Here is a 20,971-nt window from a genome sequence, read left to right as displayed (position 1 = left end):
ATAAAATAATCAGGATTTTTATTTTTACAGTTAAGTTTTATGAATCTGTTGATTTAGAATTTTTTATAACTCAGAGCGTGCCAACCGAGTATTCCGGACAATAGTAAACAGGATATTCCAACACCCAATAATATTTTAAACCCTATTGTTTCGGCAAGATAACCCCAGGCTCCTGACATGATAGTTCCGCCTAATGCTAAAGAAATAGATATATGTGAAAATATTTTGGCATACTCTTTCGATCCGAAAACAGAGCGAACTAAAATAGCAGTTTCAACAGTGACGCCTGCATACGCCCAGCCGAATAAGAAAGCTCCGGTTAGCATCATTTCCACAATGTCTTTGCTAAGAATTAATATAACTAAACCTAGAATACCCAGGCTTATGGATAAAAATATACCCAGAATAACACTTTTATCGTTTAAATACCCTAATATTATTTTCCCAAGAGTTACTCCTAACATAATAGAGGATGCAGCCTGTGTAGACTGCTTCAAAGAATAGCCGATGGAAATTACATAAGCAGGAATAAATAAATTAAGAGAGGATACGGCAATCATTAAAAATGCAAACAAAAATATAAGGTAAAAAGCCTTTGATTGTATGGCTGTATGATACATAATTCCTGTTTCAGGTTTTTTGTTAATAATATTAGTTTTCCCATAAGGGTTTAGGCCTTTATCCGCAGGATAATCTCTTAATAAGAAACCTAATAGGGGAGTAACCACTACTAATATGAGTAGTCCGGATATTAAATAAGCTGTTCTCCAGCCATAAATTTCAATATAATGACCGATAAGTAAGTTAAAGAGTACTCCTCCGATTCCGGAGGCAGCACTGCACAAACCTATATAAAAACTGATTCCTGATATAAACCATCGATTAATTAACACAGGATAACTTAAATATAGCAAAAAAGATAAGGCAATACCTAATACACCACCTGAAATATAAAATTGCCAGATATGGTTAAATTGAGACATTGCCAGGTAAGTCAGGCCTATCATAGCGGAACTCAAAGTTAAAATCCATCTCACACTAAATCTATCCATCATCCGGCCTGCTACAGAAAGCATAAAGAAAGAAAATGCATATACAAAAGTCATATATAAACCAAAATCAGCCTTGGACACACCTAGTTCGTTACTTACAGGAACATAATAAATACCCGCGCAGCTCATTACCAGTCCAATGATAACACCCATAATCATGCAGCAGCAAAAGATAATAACATAAGCATAATGAAATGTTTTCAATAAATTCATATCAAAGATTATCAGTTTGAAGAGAACCATAGAAATAAGAAGCCGTAGCACCTCCGTCTATTAAAAAATCAGCACCTGTAATAAAAGCACCTTTACTGCTTAAAAGCAATTCAGCAACGTTGGCTACCTCATCAGCTGTTCCGGGACGACCTGCCGGTGATTGCGCAAACATATTTTTATAAAAGTCTCCTCTGGGCCCGTTAAATTCATCCAAAGCCAAAGGTGTTACAATGATGCCTGGTGATATTGAATTTATCCGGGCTCCACGTTTCCCCCATATTACTGCTTCAGCTGCTACTCTTTTTACGTTACACCTTTTAGCTATTTGATAGGCGTGTAGAGTATTTTTTATATTTTTAGTTTGTAGAAGTTCTAGGGTAAATAAACTTTCTGCAGGAGTAGTTGCTAATAATTTATCTTCTTCAGCGGTTAAGGCAGGCATTCTGTATCCGGACTGACTAGAAATAGTAATAGCAGATCCTCCTTTTTTTATAACTTTACCAAATTCCTCCAGTAGTACAGCTGTTCCGTATAAATCAACCTCTAATATATGCTCAATAGTGGATTGGCTTGGAGATACACCTGCAGCATTTATGAGCATGGCAATATTTCCTTCTTTCTGAGCAGCAGAGATAAGTTCGGAAATAGATTTTCTCGAAGAAATATCTGTTTTAAAAGGAACAGCATCAAATCCTGCTTCTGTTAAAATTTGAGATATAGATACTGCATTCTCAAATTTCCAGTCGGCTATAAATATTTTATAACCATATCCCATTCTTCTTACAATAGCCATTCCCAATTGCCCGGCACCTGTAAGTACTATAATATCTTTAGAATCCTTCATTATATTGTTTTTTATTTATAAAGCAAAGGTCACTATAATCCAACTAAATATTTTATACGAATTACAGTTTGTCTTACCTTATTTACTTTTTTAAACTAAATAATGCCTGATGTTATAAAATTAAAATATAAGGAAGTCTATGGAAAACTAGATTTTATCTAAGGGTTTTCTCAGTTTAATACCCTGAGATTTAAATTGAGACGGAGTAAGTCCGGTAACTTTTTTGAATTGTGAAGATAAATGTGCAACACTGCTGTATCCCAATTGATAAGAAATTTCAGATAAAGTAAGTTCATCATAAGTAAGTAACTCTTTCACCTTCTCTATTTTTTGTAATATTGTATAATGTTCAATAGTTAATCCTTCAGTTGCAGAAAATAATTTACTTAAATATGAATAATCCTTAGCAAGGCTTTGAGATATAAGTTCAGAAAAATTTATATTTATATCTTTAAGATTTTGAATATGATTTATGATTAAAGTTTTAATTTTTTCAATAAGTTTTTGCTGATTGTCATCCAACAATTCAAAACCTAGTTCTTCAAGATGATTTTTTAATAGACTAGTTTTGTTTTTGTCCAGTTTTTCTTTTAGTGTAATTTTACCCATTTCAACCTTGAGAACTGCTAAATCTAATTCCTCTGTTAAATTCTTAACTACCAGAATACATCGGTTACAAACCATATTTTTTATAAATAATTCCATAACAAAAATCTTATATGCAAATTTACAAATATTAACTTTTTATCTTTTGAAGATGTATAAATTCCTTAATAAGATTAAAGATATGTAGTTATATATAAAATAATTCATGGCACAAATGTTGTTACGTTTAGTTTTTTTAAATAAAAAATATATAAGTTAATTAACATTGAATAATTCATATAGTTAATTTCCTATCAGGAAATTACGATGCTCAATGCATTTATTTAAAAATTTATTTTTTGCCCAGATTCAACATGAACTTTGTCAATATAAAAACATTAAATTAAATAGAAGATAAAAATTACATTATTCTTAACTTTGTTAACAATTTAATAAAACTAAAATTATGGCTATTATTGCACCTTCTATACTATCCGCAGATTTCGGAAACCTGAATAAAGATATTGAAATGATTAACAAAAGTGATGCCGGATGGTTTCACATAGATGTTATGGATGGTGTCTTCGTTCCTAACATATCTTTTGGATTTCCTATCCTTGATGCAGTTAACAAAAAAGCCGAAAAAATTAAGGATGTACATTTAATGATTGTAAATCCCGATCCCTATATTGAAACTTTTAAAAATCTGGGAGCAGACTACCTTACCGTACATTACGAAGCATGTATTCATTTACATCGTACAGTTCAGGAAATAAAAAATGCAGGTATGAAAGCAGGGGTAGCATTAAATCCGCATACAAATGTGCATCTTCTGGAAGATATAATTGAAGATTTGGATTTGGTTTTAGTCATGAGTGTTAATCCCGGGTTTGGAGGACAAAAGTTTATTCAGAATACGTATAATAAAATATCGTTGACAAAGGAATTAATTATCAAAAAAAATTCAAAAGCACTGATACAGGTAGATGGAGGAGTAAATTTAGACAATGCACATCAGCTGGCAGAAGCAGGAGCTGATGTATTGGTCGCAGGAAGTGCAGTATTTAATGCAACAAATCCACTGGAAATGATAAAAAAATTAAAAATTACCACTGAAATATAGAAATGAAAGTTAAAAAAATTCATTTTATTGTAAATCCCATTTCGGGAGGAGGAAAAGGAAAAGAAGTAGAAAAAAGTATTCGAAAACTTTTTTACGACTATAATATTGAAATTAAATTAACTGAGAAAAAAAATGATGCTCACGATTTTGCCATAAAATCGTATAATGAAGGAGCTGATCTGATTGTTAGCTGTGGAGGAGATGGAACATTTAACGAAGTAGCCTCAGCTTTAGTTAACAAAGATATCCCATTGGCAATTGTACCCATCGGATCAGGAAATGGCTTGGCCAGGCATTTAAAACTGCCTTTAAATTATGAAAAAGCATTGCAGCTTATTCTGAATTCCAAAATGATAATTGAAAAAATTGACGTGGGATGTTTAAATGAATATTTCTTTTTCAGTAATACAGGAATAGGTTTCGATGCTGAGGCAGTTAAGGTTTATTCAAATCAGAAACAAAGGCAATTAATAGGATATCTTAAATGCGTTTTTTTAAGTATATTTCAGTTTAAACCAGTTCATTTGATTTTAAATTCTGACGTATTCAATTTTGAAGGCAAAGCCATGTTATTGAATATTTCAAATAGTAATTGTATGGGTTACGATTTTACAATTGCACCCCAAGCATCACTTAAAGATGGTTTGCTTGATGTTAATTTAGTTAAAAAATGTTCATGGTTTAAATTTTTATCCATAGGATTGGGTTTTGTAGTGAAGAAAAATTTTAGCAAAAAACAAAGTTATTTCAAAACAAATCACTTAAATGTTAAAACATCAAGTAATGGTTTTATACAACTAGATGGAGAATATATGGCTCTGGATACACAGGAGCTGAAAATATCAATATTACCTCAGGCCCTGAATATATTAGTTTCATAAGTTTTTAATTTCCGCTTGAGAAGAATTTTTGTATTTAGCCTTTTGCAATGCTATGTTTAATTCATAGCCTGCAAGAGTAAACGTTACTGAAATATTTACCCACAGCATAATCATAAGCACAGAGCCTATTGAGCCGTATAAAACATTAAAGCGAGTAAAATTGGCAATGTAATAACCAAAAAGGTAAGTCGTCAAAGTAAATAATACAGTAGTTAAAAAAGCACCGGGCATTACTCCTCTAAAGCTTATTTTAGTCGTCCTTCCAAGGTAATACAGGAAACAAATTCCAATAAAGAATATAAATAAGGATAAGAAAAAGTTTAGCAGATTTATAATTATACGATATTCGAATGCATTGAATGAAATGGAATGTTGAAAAAGGCGAAATACAAATTCAGTTACATAAATCAAAAGTAAAGATAAAAATAAAAACACCGAAAAGAAAAGTACAATAAATATACTCAATACAAAAGAACGAACTCCTTTAAACTCGATAGGCTCTTTATGATTAATGGATTTAAAGCCTCTGATTAATGAACGTATGCCATTGGACGATAAAAAGATAAACAATAAAACGGAAAAGACAAGTAATAAAGTATTAGGTCTGTTCAGTTGATTATTAACAAGGTTGAACCTATCGTTCATATAAGTATTAACAACAGTAAAAATATGAGGAGGCAATAATTTTTTCAGTAAAAAATCATAGATAAGATGCTGTATTTCTTCATAATAAGGTAAGTAGCTGATAAACAGTAAAAAGAAAATCATAAAAGGAAACATACTCATAAAAATACTCCACGAAGCTGCCGCTGCACGTACACCCAGTGACCCCCTGGTAATTCCATGAAAATAAATAGACAATATTTCAAACAGGGAAATATTATTGAAAGATGAAATTCTTATTTTCTTAAGAAAAGCTTTGGTATTCTTAAATCTGATACCCATAGAAGAAGTTTTTTTAAGCCCCCAAAGATATTATATATTTTTTAAATAATAAATCTACATTATTTAAACCTGTTCATAAGCTAAGCAGAATATTTTAAATAATACCAATATCCAGGCTTATAAATGTAAACTTATTGCTTGTAAGTGAGCAATTAAAAATTTCGATAACAAAATATCTAATCGGATCAAAATGAAAATAACAAAAAAAAATCGTAACCAAATAATAACAAAAAACACATAAATGTATCCAAAGTAAAAGATAATTATTAAATAGAAGGAAATAATTTTGCTTATTATAAGCTTTGCAGAAGACAAATAAACAGCTTTGATAGTATAAGCAGTTGTTAGAGTGTTGCTTATAATATATTCCAGATTTCTTTTGCAGGTTATTACAAAATTAGTAGATTTGAAGCTAGACATAAAATAAAATACACCATTAAAAGTAATAAAAAATAAAATGGACCGATTTTCATTTTTAAATGCAATTCATTCCGAATATATTGAAGAATTGTATCAAAAATATTTGAAATATCCAGATAGTGTAGAACCCAGCTGGAGAAGTTTTTTTCAAGGATTCGATTTTGCAAATCAAACCTACAACGGCAAATCCCTAATCGAAACAGACAAAAGCTCAGCTCAGGTAAATACTGAAGGAATTTCAGAAAATATCATTAAAGAATTTAAAGTCATAGATCTTGTTAACGGATATAGAACCCGGGGACATCTTTTTACAAAGACTAATCCCGTAAGACAAAGAAGATCTTACACACCGACTTTGGATATAGAAAATTTCGGACTTTCAAAGTCTGATTTAACTATGTCTGTAAATGGTAAAATACTGGGTCTGGAAGGTGTTTATACTCTGCAGGAAGTTATTGATTTTTTAAATAGAATCTATTGTGATTCTATAGGAATTGAATATGCATATGTCCGTAAGCCGGAAGAGATGGCATGGATTGAAAATTGGTTGAGAAAAAATTATAACCATGCTATTCTAAATGTTGACGAAAAGAAAAGAATATTAAAAAAACTTTCACATGCAGTTGCTTTTGAAAGTTTTTTACACACAAAATTTGTAGGACAGAAAAGATTTTCATTGGAAGGAGGTGAAAGTCTTATTCCGGCACTCGATGAAATTATAAATCATTCTTCTGAGTTGGGAGTAGAAGAAATAGTCATAGGAATGGCTCACAGAGGAAGACTTAATGTATTGGCCAATATATTTAATAAATCCTACTCTCAGATATTTACAGAATTTGAAGGAAAAGATTACATAGAAACTATTTTTTCAGGAGATGTAAAATATCATTTAGGTTCATGCAATAACTACAATACTAAAAAAGGAAAAACTGTAAAAATAAGTCTGGCTCCTAATCCTTCGCACCTTGAAACAGTAGACGCTGTGGTTGAAGGAATTGCAAGGGCAAAGACCGACCACGATTATAATGAAAACTACGGAAAAGTACTACCTATTCTGATACATGGTGATGCCGCTATAGCAGGACAGGGCATCGTGTACGAGGTACTTCAGATGATGAGTCTCGACGGATATACCACCGGAGGTACCATTCATATCATAGTAAATAATCAGGTAGGCTTTACAACTAATTATCTGGATGCTCGTTCAAGTACCTATTGTACCGATGTAGCCAAAACCGTATTGTCTCCGGTGCTTCATGTGAATGCAGACGATGCAGAAGCTGTAATTCATGCAGTTAGGTTTGCTTGCGATTACAGAAACAAATTCAATAAAGATGTATTTATTGATTTGTTGGGATATAGAAAATACGGACATAATGAAGGGGATGAACCAAGATTTACCCAGCCGCAACTTTACAAAACGATAGCTAAACATCCGAATCCCAGAGAAATTTACAGGACCCAGCTTGAAAAAGAAGAAGTGATCACTCCGCAAATGATTGCTGAAAGTGATGAAGAATACAGAGTTTTATTGGATCGAAGTCTTGAGGATTCTAAAGGAATAGATAAGGCTACTGTTGAATTATTCATGCAACAGGAGTGGAAAACATTTGACAGGGTTGGTGCAGATGAGCTTTTAACAACTGTTGATACCACTTATCCAGAAGATAAGCTAAGAGAAATAGCCAGAACCATAACCGAAGTACCTCCGGGAAAAAACCTGTTCAATAAAATACAAAGGTTATTAAAACAGCGTAGAGATATGGTGGAAGTTACCAATGCAATTGATTGGGGTATGGCTGAATTACTCGCTTATGGAACACTTTTAACCGAAGGACATACAATCAGGTTATCCGGAGAAGATGTGGAACGAGGAACTTTTTCCCATCGCCATGCGGTAATTAAAACAGAAGATACAGAAGAAGAAATCATAACATTGAATCAGCTTGACACCAAAGCTAAATTTTATGCCTATAATTCCTTACTTTCAGAATATGGAGTTTTAGGATTCGAATATGGTTATGCTATGACTACTCCTTATTCATTGACTATTTGGGAAGCTCAGTTTGGTGATTTTGTCAATGGAGCTCAGATTGTAATAGATCAGTACATATCAGCTGCTGAAGATAAATGGAAAATGCAGAACGGATTGGTTATGCTTTTACCTCACGGATTTGAGGGGCAGGGAGCAGAACATTCCTCAGCAAGAATTGAAAGATTTCTTCCATTATGTGCCAATGGCAATATGTATATGGTAAATTCTACCACTCCGGCAAACTTCTTCCATGCCATAAGAAGACAATTGAAAACAAACTACAGAAAGCCATTAATTGTCTTTACACCAAAAAGTCTTCTTAGACATCCTAAAGTGGTTTCATCACTTGAGGAACTGTCACAGGGAAGTTTCCAGGAATTAATTGATGATTCAACGGCTCAAACAGATAAAGTAACACGATTAGTCTTCTGTTCAGGTAAATTGTACTATGAATTACTTAAAAAAAGAGAAGAACTGAACGAAGAAAGAGTAGCATTGGTTAGACTGGAACAATTATATCCATTGCATTGGGAAAAAATCTACCAGATTTTAGATAAATACGAAAACAAAAAAGAATTTATCTGGGCTCAGGAAGAACCTGAAAATATGGGAGCCTGGTGGTATATATTGAAAGAATTCCGAAAATTCGATATAGATGTTGTATGCCCTTCAGCTAGTGGCTCTCCATCTCCGGGATCACACGAAAGATATGATAAAATTCAACATGCATTGATAAACACAGTTTTTGAAAATATAAAATAAACCAAAAAAATACGTATTCTATGATACTTGAAATGAAAGTTCCCTCTCCGGGAGAATCGATAACAGAAGTCGAAATTGCTACCTGGTTAGTAAAAGATGGAGATTATGTGGAAAAAGATCAGGCTATTGCTGAAGTTGATTCAGATAAAGCTACGTTGGATTTACCGGCAGAAGCAAGCGGAACTATTACTTTAAAGGCACAAGAAGGAGACACGGTTCAGATAGGTCAGGTAGTATGTTTAATCGATACGGATGCAGCAAAACCGGCAAGTTCGGAACCTCAGCAGCCAAAACAGGAAATTGCTCAAACCACTCCGGTACCAGAACCTGTAAAACCGGTACCTCAGGCAGAACCTAAACCGCAGCCCACTTATGCAACAGGAACGGCTTCTCCTGCAGCAAAAAAAATATTAGAAGAAAGAAACATTCCTGCCGCATCTATTTCAGGAACCGGTAAAGAAGGAAGAATAACTAAGGAAGATGCAATTAATGCAGCAGTTCCTTCAATGGGAACCCCTGCAGGAAGCGGAGTTCGTTCCTCTCAATCATCTAAACTGTCTGTTTTGAGAAGAAAAGTGGCAGAACGTTTGGTTTATGTAAAAAATGAAACAGCTATGCTTACCACTTTTAATGAAGTGGATATGAGTGAAATTTTCCGCTTAAGAAATGAATTTAAAGATGAATTCAAAACAAAACACGGAGTAGGACTTGGATTTATGTCATTCTTTACGCTTGCCGTAGTACGTGCTTTACAAATGTATCCGGATGTAAATTCTATGATTGACGGAGATTATAAAATATCCTATGATTTTCAGGATATCAGTGTAGCCGTTTCAGGACCTAAAGGGTTAATGGTTCCGGTTTTAAGAAACGCGGAAACTATGACTTTCAGAGGCGTGGAGCAAAACATCAAAGATTTGGCTATTAAAGTAAGAGATGGAAAAATAACCGTAGACGAAATGACAGGCGGAACTTTCACCATTACTAACGGAGGAGTTTTTGGATCTATGATGTCTACACCGATACTAAACCCACCGCAAAGTGCCATATTAGGAATGCACAATATTGTAGAAAGACCGGTAGTAAAAAACAAACAGATTACTATTGCACCTATGATGTATCTTGCCTTATCTTACGATCACAGAATTATTGACGGAAGAGAATCTGTAGGCTTTTTAGTTGCTGTAAAAGAAGCGATTGAAAATCCTGAAGAATTATTGATGAACAATAATGTAAGAAAAGCTTTGGAATTATAAAAAAACTATAATCTATAAAAAAAACTCCGGAAATTAAATCCGGAGTTTTTTATTTATCAGATTTATTTTTTTCCTTCAGGAAGTCTGTATTTTTTATCCTTATATAAATAATATGCGGATACTACGTGAGCAAGCGCATCTTTTGCCAGATCTTTATTTAAAGCAACAGGAATAAAAGTAGTATCATTTTTTATCTCAAATTGAAGAGGTTCTTTATTGGGTTGCAATATGACTACCTGGTTTTCAACCCGAAATGCATTTATATCATGAAATTGCATAATGCTTCTTCCAGGAATATCTTTCGGAAGACTGCGCAAATTTCTTCCAGGCATTGGGTTTACAACATCCATACCTATATAATCCAGAAGAGTAGGAGGTATATCTATCTGGCTGCATAATTTATCATAGGTAGTATGCTTGGGAACATTGGGACCGATGAGTAAGGCAGGAATATGAAATTTGTGAATAGGTACAAGGTTCGGGCCGTAAGTTCTGGTGTTATGATCGGCAATGACCACAAAAACCGTATTCTTGTAATATTCTTCTTTTTTTGCCAGCTCAAAAAATTTACCAATAGCAAAATCAGCATATTTAATAGCATTATGAACTGTATTTTTCGGTTTTTCATATAATTGAATTCTTCCATCAGGAAATTCAAAAGGATCATGGTTGGAACTCGAAAAAATTAATGAAAAGAAAGGCTTTTTATCCAATGATTTAAAATACTCGTTGGCTTTACTTATCAGGTCTTCATCAGAATATCCCCAAGTTCCTTTAAAAGCATAGCGACTTTTGTTTTTATCAAATACTGGTTCGTCAATTATCGTCTTAAATCCGTTGCCGTTAAAAAAAGAAGCCATATTATCAAAATCAGATTTACCTCCATAAATAAAGCTGGTTTCATAACCCTTACGGCCAAATAAATCGGCTAGGGTAAAAAAGTCCCTTTGAGAATTTCCAAGTTTAACAACACTTTCAGACGGTGAGGGTAAAAAGCCTGTTACAACAGCCTCTATACCTCTTACGCTTCGGGTTCCTGTACTATATAAATGGGTAAAAAGCATTCCTTCATGGGAAAGTTTATCCAGTTCAGGTGTCAGAGGCATTCCTCCTAAACAGCCTACAAACTCAGCACCCAGACTTTCCTGTAAAAAAATGACCAGGTTATATGGAGGAGTTTCCACCTCACTAGATACCTGACTATGAAGAAAAGGAAGTCTAGGATCCGTGAAAGAAGATTCCGGTGCATTCATGTATTTTTTCACTCTTTGATATGCTTCTTTTTCTTCCATTTTTCCATACATTTTTAACACATTGGCTTCATTTTTAAGCCCATAAGCAGCATATACCACAGTATATAAAGAATTAAGAGATAATGTATTTGTCAATTGGTCGTTGGAAAAAACGGAACTACTCGGAGATAAAGGCCTTATACTTGTTAGACTTCCACGAGCTCCCCACACAAGAAAAAATACAAGGAAAGGAAATAAAATAATTCTTATCTTATAAGAAGATTCTGGTATAACAAACAATTTTCGACCTTTTTTTATTCCAAGGTATAGTAGCAGTATACTGGAAAGTAGTACTATAATTACGGTCATCAGCCGGCCTTTAATAAGCATGGTTATTACCTCTTGCGGATATATCAGGTAATCTAAAAATAGTTTGTTGGGACGGGTATCATATTGTTCTATAAAATCCGGAGTGGTTATTTCCATAAAAAAAAATAGAAATAGAAAAATCAAAAAATAACCGGATAAAAATTTGTTGAAATAATGAAGATATTTTGTAGGGCACAAAGACAAAATGAGTGCAGGAATCATACATAAATACGATATCAGAATCAGATCCATATGAATACCGATGGGAAAAATCAAACCGTAATTTTCTGTTTGGGTAACCCTATCCTTAAATATTATAAACAAAATAAACCTGCTGAGGGTTGTTATAAGTAATGAACAAAGAACGAAAACGAACAACGGCCGTAAATATTGAATTTTTTTCATTGGTAATTAATAAATAGTTGCAAAACTATAAATTTTATTGACATTTAAGAAATTAATAGATAAAGACCTGTAAATTACTTTTTACCTTCAGTTTATTTAAGAGGTTTATGAAAAATAATTTTCAGGAAACCTAATCAGCAATAAAAAAAAATTTAATTAAGATTTAGATATATTTAATATTATGTAATTTTAATAAACAAAATAATACGCTTAATTTTAACTTGTTAAATTTTGAAATGAAAAAGATGAAAAGTAAATGGGTATTGGTTTTAATAGGGTTAATAACCTACATGGTAGGGGCTCAGACTACTGATGACAAAATAATACAGGAATTCTTATCCGGACAGCAGGAGGTATCTTTTAAAAAATTGAGCATGGAAAATGAATATCCGATAAAGTATGAATTAAAAATAAAACAACCTTTAGATTGGAAAAATCCGGGAAAAGGATCTTTTTACCAGAAGGTAATCTATACCCATACAGGTTTTAATAATCCCGTAGTAATGGAAACGCAAGGGTACGATATGTATGACAGAAAAAATGAGTTGCAACAGATTACTCATTCCAATGACATCAACATTGAACATCGTTATTTTGGTGAATCTGTTCCTGATTCCCTGCATTTTGACTGGAAATATCTTAACTTATACAATGCCACTCACGATCTGCATCATATTAATCAAATTTTCAAAAAAATGTATAAAGGAAAATGGATAAGTACCGGAATAAGCAAGGGAGGGCAGACAACTATATACTACCGGTATTTTTTCCCGGATGACGTTGATGTATCTGTTCCCTATGTGGCTCCGATTAATTATTCATTGGAAGATCCACGGATATATAAATTTCTCGACGAAGTGGGAACTTCCGAATGCAGACAGAAGATAAAAGATTTTCAGACTTATATGTTCTCAAATGAAGAGGAAGCAGTTAAATATATTAAGGTATACGCAGAGGTCAGAGGACTTAAATTTGATTACGTTGGATCCATTGAGAAAGCCTACGAATTAGCTGTTTTAGAATATTCTTTTTCTTTTTGGCAGTGGGGTTCCTCATGTGCTGAGATTCCAGAGAATCCGGATATAGCCATTGCTGTGGATTATTTATTAAAAAAATCTAATATAAGTTTTTTTAGTGATAAAGAAATTGAAGAATTAGCGCCCCATTATTATCAGGCTGCTACAGAAATGGGGTATTACGGATATAATATTCAACCGTTTGCATCAGTTATACGGCAATATAGGACAAATCCGTCAGCTGTTTTTGCTCCTAAAAATGCCGGAAAACTGGTATATTCGGAAAAAATAAATACAGGATTAAAGAAATGGCTGGAAACAAAAGCAGACAATATCATTTACATTTATGGAGGAATAGATACCTGGAGTGCTACCAAGGTAATACCGTCGCCAAAAACCAATTCAATACTACTGGAAATTAAGGGTGCAGATCATGCAACGGCACGGATTAATAAAATGAATGACGATTTAAAAAGAAAATTCAGCAATACATTGGAGAAATGGTTAGGGATTCAGCCTGATTTTAACGCACTCAAATGAAAACATGAATTTTTTAAAAGTTAAAGATAAATTACAAGCTGTAGATATTCTTCCCGGTAGCAAAGCCCATAATGAACTTTCACCACCGTACAGGAAGAGTTATACCCCTGTTCAAATAGAGGCTGAAAATCCACGCAGTGCATCTGTATTAATTGTAGTATATGAAAAAAGTGAACGACTATATTTTCCGTTAATTTTACGTACAGTTTACGAAGGGGTGCATTCCGGGCAGATAGGACTTCCCGGAGGAAAACGGGAGAAGGATGATTTAACTCAGGCAGATGCTGCCCTTCGTGAAACCTTTGAAGAACTTGGACTTATCAAAGAAAAAATGGAAATTGTAAAAAAAATGACTCCATTGTATATACCCCCGAGTAATTTTTACGTTCACCCTTATATTGCAATCTACCATGAAAAGAAAATAGAGTTTTTACCAGATAAAAAAGAAGTGCAGCAAGTATACGAAATAGATATCAGTCAGTTTTTATATCATACTTCTATAGTAATGAAAAGCAAATACAATAATACCGTTCCGGCTTTTATATATAACAATCTTGAAATATGGGGAGCCACAGCGATGATATTAAATGAGTTTAGAGTTTTGTTAAAAAGTGATATATTTACAGGTTTTTAAATTTGAAAAATGGAGACAGAAAATAAAAAGAAGAGAAAAAGAATTTTTAGAGACGCATTCGGGCATTGGTTCTTTCTTAAAAGGTTTTTAATATTTACTTTCGGGCTTATTTCATACAATAGGTTTAACGGATTTAATAAGTTAAAAATTAAAGGAACGGAACATCTGGAGAATTTGCCAGATACCAATGTGTTGTTTGTATCCAATCATCAGACTTATTTTGCAGATGTTTTTGCCATGTATCATGTATTTTGTTCCGTAAAACACGGATACAAAGACACTATAAAGAATCCGGTATATCTTTTGGATCCAAAGATTGATTTGTATTATGTAGCTGCTAAAGAAACCATGAACAAAGGAATGCTGGCGAAATTGTTTGCTTTGGCAGGAGCTATTACAGTAAAGAGAACCTGGCGTGATGCAGGTAAATCAGTGAACCGCATGGTGGATATGTCTGAAATTGATAATATTATAAAAGCATTGGATAGTGGCTGGGTAATTACCTTTCCACAGGGAACGACCACTCCCTGGTCTCCCGGAAGAAAAGGAGCCGCTAAAATTATAAAAAAGAATAAACCAATTGTAATCCCGGTAGTTATTGATGGATTTAGAAGAGCTTTTGATAAAAAAGGATTATTGGTTAAGAAAAGAGGAGTAGAGCCTAAAATGACTTTTAAGGAACCCTTGGAAGTTGATTACGACAATGAGAATGCAAATGTCATTTTGGATAAAATTATGAATGCTATAGAACAGGATCCCAAATTTTTAAAAGTTAAAACCGTTGAGGAGCTGGAAGCACAAAGAGAAGAAGAAAAAACAAGGCCTTTCTTTGAAATGTAATTTTTTAATATGAAATAATGCATAAAAATAATTTTAATTTTCTTAGACTTCTGTTTGCTAGCCTAGTATTAATTACTCATAGTTATAATTTATTAAAAATCCCTGAAATTTTTCATAAAATTTTAGGAGTTGAATTATCTTACATAGGGCTCAATGGTTTTTTTATTATTAGTGGATATTTAATTTTTAAAAGTTTTAATAGAAGTAATTCTGTTTTTCGATATTTATGGAATCGAATACTTAGAATATATCCTGCACTAGCAGTTGTATTAATACTCACCTTTTTATTCGGATATTTTGTTTATCAAGGTGAAGAGCCTTATTTTCATTCCAGAACAATATTATATTATGTACCGAATGGACTATCCCTGATTTATTTAAAAACTAATATTTCAGGTTTTTTTTCAACAAATCCATATCCTGGTTCAGTAAACGGTTCTTTATGGACTTTAATTCATGAGTTTGGCTGTTATTTAATTTTATTGCCATTTTATTTTTTTAGGCGATCTAAGTTTTTATTATACATATTAACTACCTTGTTACTTATTCTATTATATTTTATTTTAATAAAAAACCCATCCTTTTATCATAAACAAATACATGCTTTTAATGTTGGCAAATTTATTGAATTTCTTTCTTTCTTTATTATGGGAGCTTTATTTAATTTCATAGATATTACCAATAAAAAAAGGAATTATATATTAATTAGTATAGGTGTTTCTTTCTTTTTAATAGCATTATTTATTGACAATTTGAAATTGATGTCCCATATATTTTTACCATTAGTTATTATTCCATTCGGCTCATTATTAACTCCGGCCTTTTCATTTTTAAATAAAACAGATATTTCTTATGGAGTGTATATCTATTCCTTCTTAGTTCAACAATCTTTAATTTACTTTTTTAATATACTTCAGGTAGAAATATTAATTGTTTTAACCATCATTATCTCCTACATCTTGGGATATTTATCCTGGAATTTAATTGAAAAGCAAGCATTAAAGTATAAAAACCTAAATTTAGTAAGAAAATGAAAATACATTTTATAGCCATAGGAGGAAGTGCAATGCACAATTTAGCCTTGGCTTTGGTAAATAAAGGATATCAGATTACCGGTTCCGACGATGCCATTTTCGAACCGTCCCGGTCAAGACTTGAAAATCATGGAATATTACCTGAAAAAATGGGATGGTTTCCGGAAAAAATAACTTCGGATTTAGACGCTGTTATTTTAGGAATGCATGCACATGAGGATAATACTGAATTAATAAAAGCACAGGAATTGGGAATAAAAATATATTCTTATCCAGAATTTCTTTATGAGCAATCCAAAAACAAAACCCGGGTAGTAATTGCGGGCTCTCACGGAAAAACCACCATAACTTCCATGATTCTTCATGTGTTGAACTATCACCACAAAGAAGTTGATTATATGGTAGGTGCTCAGCTTGAAGGTTTTGATACTATGGTTAAACTTACTCATGATAATGAATTTATAATTTTGGAAGGAGACGAATACCTTTCTTCTCCAATAGATCGCAGATCCAAATTTCTCTTATACCAACCCAACATAGCCTTAATTAGCGGTATTGCCTGGGATCATATTAATGTATTTCCTACCTTTGATTCTTATAAGCAGCAGTTTACAGACTTTGTAAACAGTATCAGCCCGGGCGGAGCGCTTATATACAATCAGGAAGATCAAGAGGTGGTTGAAGTAGTGGAGAAGTCAGAAAACTATTTAAAAAAGTTTCCTTATCACACGCCCGAATACACCATCCGTGATGAACAGGTTTTTCTGCAAACTCATGAAGGCGAAGTAAGGCTATCGGTGTTCGGAAGACATAACATCTTAAATTTGGAAGGAGCCCGTTTAATTTGTAATCAGTTGGGAGTTTGGGACGAGGAATTTTATGAAGCAATTATTTCATTCAAAGGAGCTTCCAGAAGACTGGAAAAAATTTATGAAAATCAGAATTATCTGGTTTACAAAGATTTTGCGCATGCACCTTCTAAAGTTTCAGCCACTGTGAAAGCAGTAAAGGAAAATTATTCGAATAAAAAATTGGTAGCCTGTCTGGAGCTTCACACATACAGTTCTCTGAATCCGGAATTTTTATTGCAATATAAAAATTCGTTAGACGCAGCAGATCAGGCACTAGTTTTTTACAGTGAGGAAGCTTTGAAGATTAAACGGATGCAGCCCATTTCAACGGAATTTATCCGGGAATCTTTTGGCAGACCAGATCTTATGGTTTTTACAGAGTCTGCATCTTTGCAAAACTATTTATGCGAAATGGACAAATCCAATTGTGTCTTTTTAATGATGAGTTCTGGAAATTATGGAGGTATGAATCTCGATCAAATATTCAAATAGATTTTTTGATAAGAAATATAACAAAACATTCTCCGTTCAGGGAATGTTTTGTTAGGACCAATAACTCATTACAGCGAGCGAATAAAAGAAATATATTCCTTACTGTTTTCTTCCAGAGTTGTATTTTCCACAGCCTCTTCTGCTCCGTATAAACAATGAAAGCCTTTAAAATCAGAATGCATATATAACGCAGACATTTTAAACGGTCCTATGAGATCCTCAAGGGTGTAACCATACTTTCCGTTTTTCGTAAAATCATCAGTGCGCATTCCGGCTGAAATAGACAATGCTATTTTTCGGCCTTTCATTTTATCTCCTTTGGAACCATAAGCCCATCCATAGGTAAATACGTCATCCATCCATTTTTTTAGCAAAGCAGGACAATTAAACCAATATAACGGATATTGAAGAATGAGAGTTCCGTGTTCTTCAATCAATTGTTGTTCTTTTTCAACCTCAATGGCAGTTCCCTTAGGATAAGCTTCATATAAACTGTGTACCGTAAACTCTTCCGGATATTTTTTTAATTCTTCTATCCATCTTGTATTGATAACGGAATGATTAAGATCCGGGTGTCCGACTATAATAAGTGTTTTCATTTTTTATTTTTTTCAAAAATAGAAAAGCTTCCTCTTATTTTATATATTAGCGTTTAAATGTATGGTACTAACAAAAATGTAAGTAATGGGTAAAATTAAACAAACTTCAACCAACTATGAAAATAAAAGCAGATTGTTAAAAAACTGTATTACTATGTATGCCATCAGCCTTATCGAAGGTCGCTGGGTTTTGTCTATTTGTTGTTTTTTATCCGAAGGTAAAATGCGTTTCAGTGAACTCAGAAGGGCGATTCCAGAGATAACCGAGCGCATGCTCACTCTTCAGCTTCGAAAGATGGAAGCGAATAAACTAGTAAAAAGAACAGTATACGCAGAAGTTCCGCCCAGGGTTGAGTATGAGCTGACCGATATCGGCCATGAGCTTACTCCCATTTTAGAACAGCTGGATCAATGGGGGCAACGGCATAAAGAATGGTATGACGGAACAGAGGATGCCAATGAGTTGATTGCCGGCAGATAAGAAAACAAAAACATTCTTAAATATCTATGACATACGAATTTTTAATCTCTGCCATGACAAAAGTACTGTGTGTGCTTCCTATTGAATGTACCCCTCCGAGCTTATTAAATACAAAATCCTGATAATGCTTCATGTCTCGCACCTGTACCTTCAGTAAAAAATCAAAATCTCCGGATATGTTGTAACATTCGGTAACCTCATCAATCAAACTGATATCTTCTACGAAAGTATTTCCTAAAATACGGTCATGTTGTTTCAATTTTATTTGGCAAAAGACAGTAAAACCTTTATTTAGCTTATCTGCATCCAGAAGAGCTATATATTTTTTTATATACCCCTCCTGTTCCAGTCTTTTTATCCTTTCAAAAACCGGTGAAGGAGACAGATTAACTTCCTTTGCCAGCTCTTTAATGGTGAGTTTGGAATTGTTTTGTAAAATCCTTAGCAGCTTTAAATCCGTTAAATCCAGATGTTCCATAGAAAAATATTCTTTTTAAAAAGGTAAATATACTTATTAAAAGTATAATAATTGGTGTTTTTACATATTTTAAGATAATTATTTCAATTTTTATAATTTATGTAATATTATTTATTAGTATATATAAATTTGTAAAGAATAAAATACTTAAATAAATGACAGATAAAGCTCATCATTTGCCCAAATGTGATACGGTAGGAAGTTTTTTACGTCCGCAACGATTAAAAGAGGCGAGAGAACAGTTAGCCCAGGGAAAAATCAGTCCGGAAGAACTTCGGGCTCTGGAGGATGAAGAAATCCTGAAAATTATTAATAAACAAAAAGAACTCGGTTTTACCCATATCAGTGACGGAGAATTCAGAAGGAGTTATTGGCATTTGGATTTTTTCTGGGGTTTTGAAGGAGTAGAGCATCATCATATAGGACAGGGATATCTTTTTCAGGGAGAAGAAACCCGTGATGATTCGGCCCGCCTTACCGGCAAAATTCGTTTTACACCGGAACATCCTTTCCTTCATGAATTCCGTTTTTTAAAACAAGCAGCAGGAGAAGGGTATCAGGCCAGACAAAGTATTCCGGCACCGGCACAATTTCTTGCAGAACTTTTACGGGGAAAAAATGAAGAAAGGGTTACTCTGTTCTATCCTCAACGCGAAGAATTATACCAGGATATTTCCCGTGCATACAGAGAGGCTATTTTAGCTTTTTACGAATTGGGTTGCAGGGACTTAAAATTAGATGACTGTACCTGGGGTATGTTGTGCGATCAGAATTTCTGGTCTACCATGGCAGGAAGCAACTACAATGTAGACGATCTTAAACAAATATATTTACAGGTAAATAATGAAGCTATAAAAGATTTGCCTTCTGATTTGGAAATATCCACCCATGTATGCCGGGGTAATTACCATTCCACCTGGGCTGCTTCCGGAGGATATGCAGCGGTTGCCGATCATCTCTTTGCAGGCGAAAATGTAAATACTTTTTTCCTGGAATTTGACGATGAACGTTCCGGAGATTTTGAGCCTTTACAATATGTTCCTGAAGATAAAAAAGTTGTTTTAGGATTAGTTACCAGTAAAAGACCTCAATTAGAAAATAAAGAAGAAATTATTGAAAGAATAAATGAAGCCGGTAAATATGTGGATTTAAGCCGTCTAAGCCTGAGTCCGCAGTGTGGATTTGCTTCAACGGAAGAAGGAAATTGCCTGACCGAAGAAGAACAATGGCAAAAACTGAAACTCATACAAGATATTTCCCGTGAAGTCTGGGGGCAATGATTTTTTCCATATTTAAATAAAAAAGTTACTAATTATTTTAGTGACTTTTTTATTTAAATACATGCTGATTACTAACTATTTTTGTTAAAAAAATATAAAATTATTTTACTTTAGGTTATCGTATAAAATTTATTAGTAAATTTACCTCATACTGTTTTCTATTTTTAGTAGTAATCTATAAATTAATACATTATGAGTCAGATGGACAAAAACTCCTTCCAGACTCCCAAGGCATCCGAATTGGCCAAAAATGCAGCCGATGCCAGCGGAGTCACCGATAAGGTAAACCAGAAACTTACCGAAGCCGCCGTTCCTTTATCCGAAGCCGCCCAACAAGCCCAAGAGGCTTATTCCCAAGCCCAATCCGCCGCTTCGGAAATACAGCAGGGACTTTCCACCCTTAGCCAGAAATATTCCGATATACCCGATAGTGAACTATTCAAACCCTTAAATAACTTTACGGTCACTCCTCCCGAAGTTCTGGAAAAAGAACTCAGGGAAGAGGCCGGTAAATACTATGCCAAATACGGAGGAGACATAGCCTCCCAGCTGCAGAACTCCCATATCGTATATGCAACGATCCAGATAGGCGGGCAGGATGTTC

The 20,971-nt window shown here is 33.7% G+C and carries 19 protein-coding genes; 12 read left to right on the top strand and 7 right to left on the bottom strand.

Translation table 11 applies throughout. The features are described 5' to 3' along the window. Positions 1 to 53: 53 nt before the first annotated feature. The 3 genes from EQ921_RS04080 to EQ921_RS04070 all read right to left on the bottom strand — a co-directional run bounded on the left by EQ921_RS04080 (position 54) and on the right by EQ921_RS04070 (position 2,814). A complete protein-coding gene (locus EQ921_RS04080) occupies positions 54 to 1,265 on the bottom strand; it encodes an MFS transporter (protein WP_164875576.1) in 1,212 nt (403 codons plus the stop codon). 1 nt (position 1,266) lies between these two features. Next, entirely contained in the window at positions 1,267 to 2,109 is an 843-nt protein-coding gene (locus EQ921_RS04075; RefSeq protein WP_128330693.1) for an SDR family oxidoreductase, read from the bottom strand. 147 nt (positions 2,110 to 2,256) lie between these two features. Continuing rightward, positions 2,257 to 2,814 carry an AraC family transcriptional regulator gene (locus EQ921_RS04070; protein ID WP_181951002.1) on the bottom strand — a complete coding sequence of 186 codons (558 nt, stop codon included), beginning with the start codon at positions 2,812 to 2,814 and terminating at the stop codon, positions 2,257 to 2,259. Between the two features lie 346 nt (positions 2,815 to 3,160). Here EQ921_RS04070 and rpe point away from each other — a divergent pair, with 346 nt between their 5' ends. Together rpe and EQ921_RS04060 are read left to right on the top strand one after the other, a co-directional pair. Beyond that, the gene (gene rpe, locus EQ921_RS04065) at positions 3,161 to 3,817 is read left to right on the top strand and encodes a ribulose-phosphate 3-epimerase (RefSeq protein WP_128330692.1); all 657 of its coding nucleotides are present in this window, start codon (positions 3,161 to 3,163) and stop codon (positions 3,815 to 3,817) included. A gap of 2 nt (positions 3,818 to 3,819) precedes the next feature. After that, a complete protein-coding gene (locus EQ921_RS04060) occupies positions 3,820 to 4,698 on the top strand; it encodes a diacylglycerol kinase family protein (protein ID WP_128330691.1) in 879 nt (292 codons plus the stop codon). On the opposite strand, the gene EQ921_RS04055 is transcribed toward EQ921_RS04060, so the two are convergent. Continuing rightward, a complete protein-coding gene (locus EQ921_RS04055) occupies positions 4,693 to 5,643 on the bottom strand; it encodes a YihY/virulence factor BrkB family protein (protein WP_128152907.1) in 951 nt (316 codons plus the stop codon). The two genes, EQ921_RS04060 and EQ921_RS04055, sit on opposite strands and share 6 nt — an antisense overlap. A gap of 457 nt (positions 5,644 to 6,100) precedes the next feature. Here EQ921_RS04055 and EQ921_RS04050 point away from each other — a divergent pair, with 457 nt between their 5' ends. Continuing rightward, positions 6,101 to 8,860 (top strand): 2-oxoglutarate dehydrogenase E1 component, encoded by a 2,760-nt coding sequence (locus EQ921_RS04050; protein WP_128330690.1) that lies wholly within the window; start codon positions 6,101 to 6,103, stop codon positions 8,858 to 8,860. 20 nt (positions 8,861 to 8,880) lie between these two features. Next, a complete protein-coding gene (gene odhB, locus EQ921_RS04045) occupies positions 8,881 to 10,116 on the top strand; it encodes a 2-oxoglutarate dehydrogenase complex dihydrolipoyllysine-residue succinyltransferase (RefSeq protein ID WP_128330689.1) in 1,236 nt (411 codons plus the stop codon). Between the two features lie 62 nt (positions 10,117 to 10,178). On the opposite strand, the gene EQ921_RS04040 is transcribed toward odhB, so the two are convergent. Beyond that, complete coding sequence (locus tag EQ921_RS04040; RefSeq protein WP_228427632.1) at positions 10,179 to 11,834, bottom strand: LTA synthase family protein; 1,656 nt, start codon at positions 11,832 to 11,834, stop codon at positions 10,179 to 10,181. Positions 11,835 to 12,358: 524 nt separating this feature from the next. Between EQ921_RS04040 and EQ921_RS04035 the strand changes: the two genes are divergently transcribed. The 5 genes from EQ921_RS04035 to murC are packed head-to-tail and all read left to right on the top strand — an operon-like array spanning position 12,359 to position 17,529. Beyond that, on the top strand, positions 12,359 to 13,678 hold the full coding sequence (locus EQ921_RS04035) for a S28 family serine protease (protein ID WP_128330687.1): 1,320 nt from the start codon (positions 12,359 to 12,361) through the stop codon (positions 13,676 to 13,678). 4 nt (positions 13,679 to 13,682) lie between these two features. Continuing rightward, positions 13,683 to 14,312, top strand: a complete 630-nt coding sequence (locus EQ921_RS04030) for a CoA pyrophosphatase (RefSeq protein WP_128152902.1) — start codon at positions 13,683 to 13,685, stop codon at positions 14,310 to 14,312. 9 nt (positions 14,313 to 14,321) lie between these two features. Further along, positions 14,322 to 15,152, top strand: a complete 831-nt coding sequence (locus EQ921_RS04025; RefSeq protein WP_128152901.1) for a 1-acyl-sn-glycerol-3-phosphate acyltransferase — start codon at positions 14,322 to 14,324, stop codon at positions 15,150 to 15,152. 17 nt (positions 15,153 to 15,169) lie between these two features. Then, positions 15,170 to 16,186 carry an acyltransferase gene (locus EQ921_RS04020; protein ID WP_128330686.1) on the top strand — a complete coding sequence of 339 codons (1,017 nt, stop codon included), beginning with the start codon at positions 15,170 to 15,172 and terminating at the stop codon, positions 16,184 to 16,186. After that, positions 16,183 to 17,529, top strand: coding sequence for a UDP-N-acetylmuramate--L-alanine ligase (gene murC / locus EQ921_RS04015; protein ID WP_128330685.1), 1,347 nt, complete (start codon positions 16,183 to 16,185; stop codon positions 17,527 to 17,529). Before EQ921_RS04020 ends, murC begins: the two co-directional genes overlap by 4 nt. A 68-nt stretch (positions 17,530 to 17,597) precedes the next feature. Here murC and EQ921_RS04010 read toward each other — a convergent pair whose 3' ends face one another. Further along, positions 17,598 to 18,128, bottom strand: coding sequence for an NAD(P)H-dependent oxidoreductase (locus tag EQ921_RS04010; protein ID WP_128152899.1), 531 nt, complete (start codon positions 18,126 to 18,128; stop codon positions 17,598 to 17,600). An 85-nt stretch (positions 18,129 to 18,213) separates the two neighbouring features. Between EQ921_RS04010 and EQ921_RS04005 the strand changes: the two genes are divergently transcribed. Then, positions 18,214 to 18,609 (top strand): helix-turn-helix domain-containing protein, encoded by a 396-nt coding sequence (locus EQ921_RS04005; protein ID WP_128330684.1) that lies wholly within the window; start codon positions 18,214 to 18,216, stop codon positions 18,607 to 18,609. Between the two features lie 16 nt (positions 18,610 to 18,625). Here EQ921_RS04005 and EQ921_RS04000 read toward each other — a convergent pair whose 3' ends face one another. Further along, positions 18,626 to 19,087, bottom strand: a complete 462-nt coding sequence (locus EQ921_RS04000; RefSeq protein ID WP_128330683.1) for an Lrp/AsnC family transcriptional regulator — start codon at positions 19,085 to 19,087, stop codon at positions 18,626 to 18,628. A gap of 155 nt (positions 19,088 to 19,242) precedes the next feature. Between EQ921_RS04000 and EQ921_RS03995 the strand changes: the two genes are divergently transcribed. Both EQ921_RS03995 and EQ921_RS03990 read left to right on the top strand, forming a co-directional pair. Beyond that, a complete protein-coding gene (locus tag EQ921_RS03995; RefSeq protein WP_128330682.1) occupies positions 19,243 to 20,367 on the top strand; it encodes a 5-methyltetrahydropteroyltriglutamate--homocysteine S-methyltransferase in 1,125 nt (374 codons plus the stop codon). A 192-nt stretch (positions 20,368 to 20,559) separates the two neighbouring features. Continuing rightward, positions 20,560 to 20,971 (top strand): hypothetical protein (locus tag EQ921_RS03990; protein ID WP_164875575.1); only part of this gene is annotated, 412 nt, incomplete at its 3' end.

It is taken from the genome of Apibacter sp. HY039, from assembly GCF_004023655.1.
Classification (GTDB): Bacteria; Bacteroidota; Bacteroidia; order Flavobacteriales; family Weeksellaceae; genus Apibacter; species Apibacter raozihei.
This window is presented reverse-complemented; position numbering and strand designations above follow the sequence as displayed.

Bases quoted from the DNA above. Each gene is read 5' to 3' on its own strand.
- EQ921_RS04035 (WP_128330687.1), top strand. From the start codon at position 12,359: ATGAAAAAGATGAAAAGTAAATGGGTATTGGTTTTAATAGGGTTAATA.
- EQ921_RS04020 (WP_128330686.1), top strand. From the start codon at position 15,170: ATGCATAAAAATAATTTTAATTTTCTTAGACTTCTGTTTGCTAGCCTA.
- EQ921_RS04075 (WP_128330693.1), bottom strand. From the start codon at position 2,109: ATGAAGGATTCTAAAGATATTATAGTACTTACAGGTGCCGGGCAATTG.
- EQ921_RS04030 (WP_128152902.1), top strand. From the start codon at position 13,683: ATGAATTTTTTAAAAGTTAAAGATAAATTACAAGCTGTAGATATTCTT.
- EQ921_RS04080 (WP_164875576.1), bottom strand. From the start codon at position 1,265: ATGAATTTATTGAAAACATTTCATTATGCTTATGTTATTATCTTTTGC.
- EQ921_RS04000 (WP_128330683.1), bottom strand. From the start codon at position 19,087: ATGGAACATCTGGATTTAACGGATTTAAAGCTGCTAAGGATTTTACAA.
- EQ921_RS03995 (WP_128330682.1), top strand. From the start codon at position 19,243: ATGACAGATAAAGCTCATCATTTGCCCAAATGTGATACGGTAGGAAGT.
- EQ921_RS04040 (WP_228427632.1), bottom strand. From the start codon at position 11,834: ATGGAAATAACCACTCCGGATTTTATAGAACAATATGATACCCGTCCC.
- EQ921_RS04060 (WP_128330691.1), top strand. From the start codon at position 3,820: ATGAAAGTTAAAAAAATTCATTTTATTGTAAATCCCATTTCGGGAGGA.
- EQ921_RS04050 (WP_128330690.1), top strand. From the start codon at position 6,101: ATGGACCGATTTTCATTTTTAAATGCAATTCATTCCGAATATATTGAA.
- EQ921_RS04055 (WP_128152907.1), bottom strand. From the start codon at position 5,643: ATGGGTATCAGATTTAAGAATACCAAAGCTTTTCTTAAGAAAATAAGA.
- odhB (WP_128330689.1), top strand. From the start codon at position 8,881: ATGATACTTGAAATGAAAGTTCCCTCTCCGGGAGAATCGATAACAGAA.
- rpe (WP_128330692.1), top strand. From the start codon at position 3,161: ATGGCTATTATTGCACCTTCTATACTATCCGCAGATTTCGGAAACCTG.
- EQ921_RS04010 (WP_128152899.1), bottom strand. From the start codon at position 18,128: ATGAAAACACTTATTATAGTCGGACACCCGGATCTTAATCATTCCGTT.
- EQ921_RS04025 (WP_128152901.1), top strand. From the start codon at position 14,322: ATGGAGACAGAAAATAAAAAGAAGAGAAAAAGAATTTTTAGAGACGCA.
- EQ921_RS04005 (WP_128330684.1), top strand. From the start codon at position 18,214: ATGGGTAAAATTAAACAAACTTCAACCAACTATGAAAATAAAAGCAGA.
- EQ921_RS04070 (WP_181951002.1), bottom strand. From the start codon at position 2,814: ATGGAATTATTTATAAAAAATATGGTTTGTAACCGATGTATTCTGGTA.
- murC (WP_128330685.1), top strand. From the start codon at position 16,183: ATGAAAATACATTTTATAGCCATAGGAGGAAGTGCAATGCACAATTTA.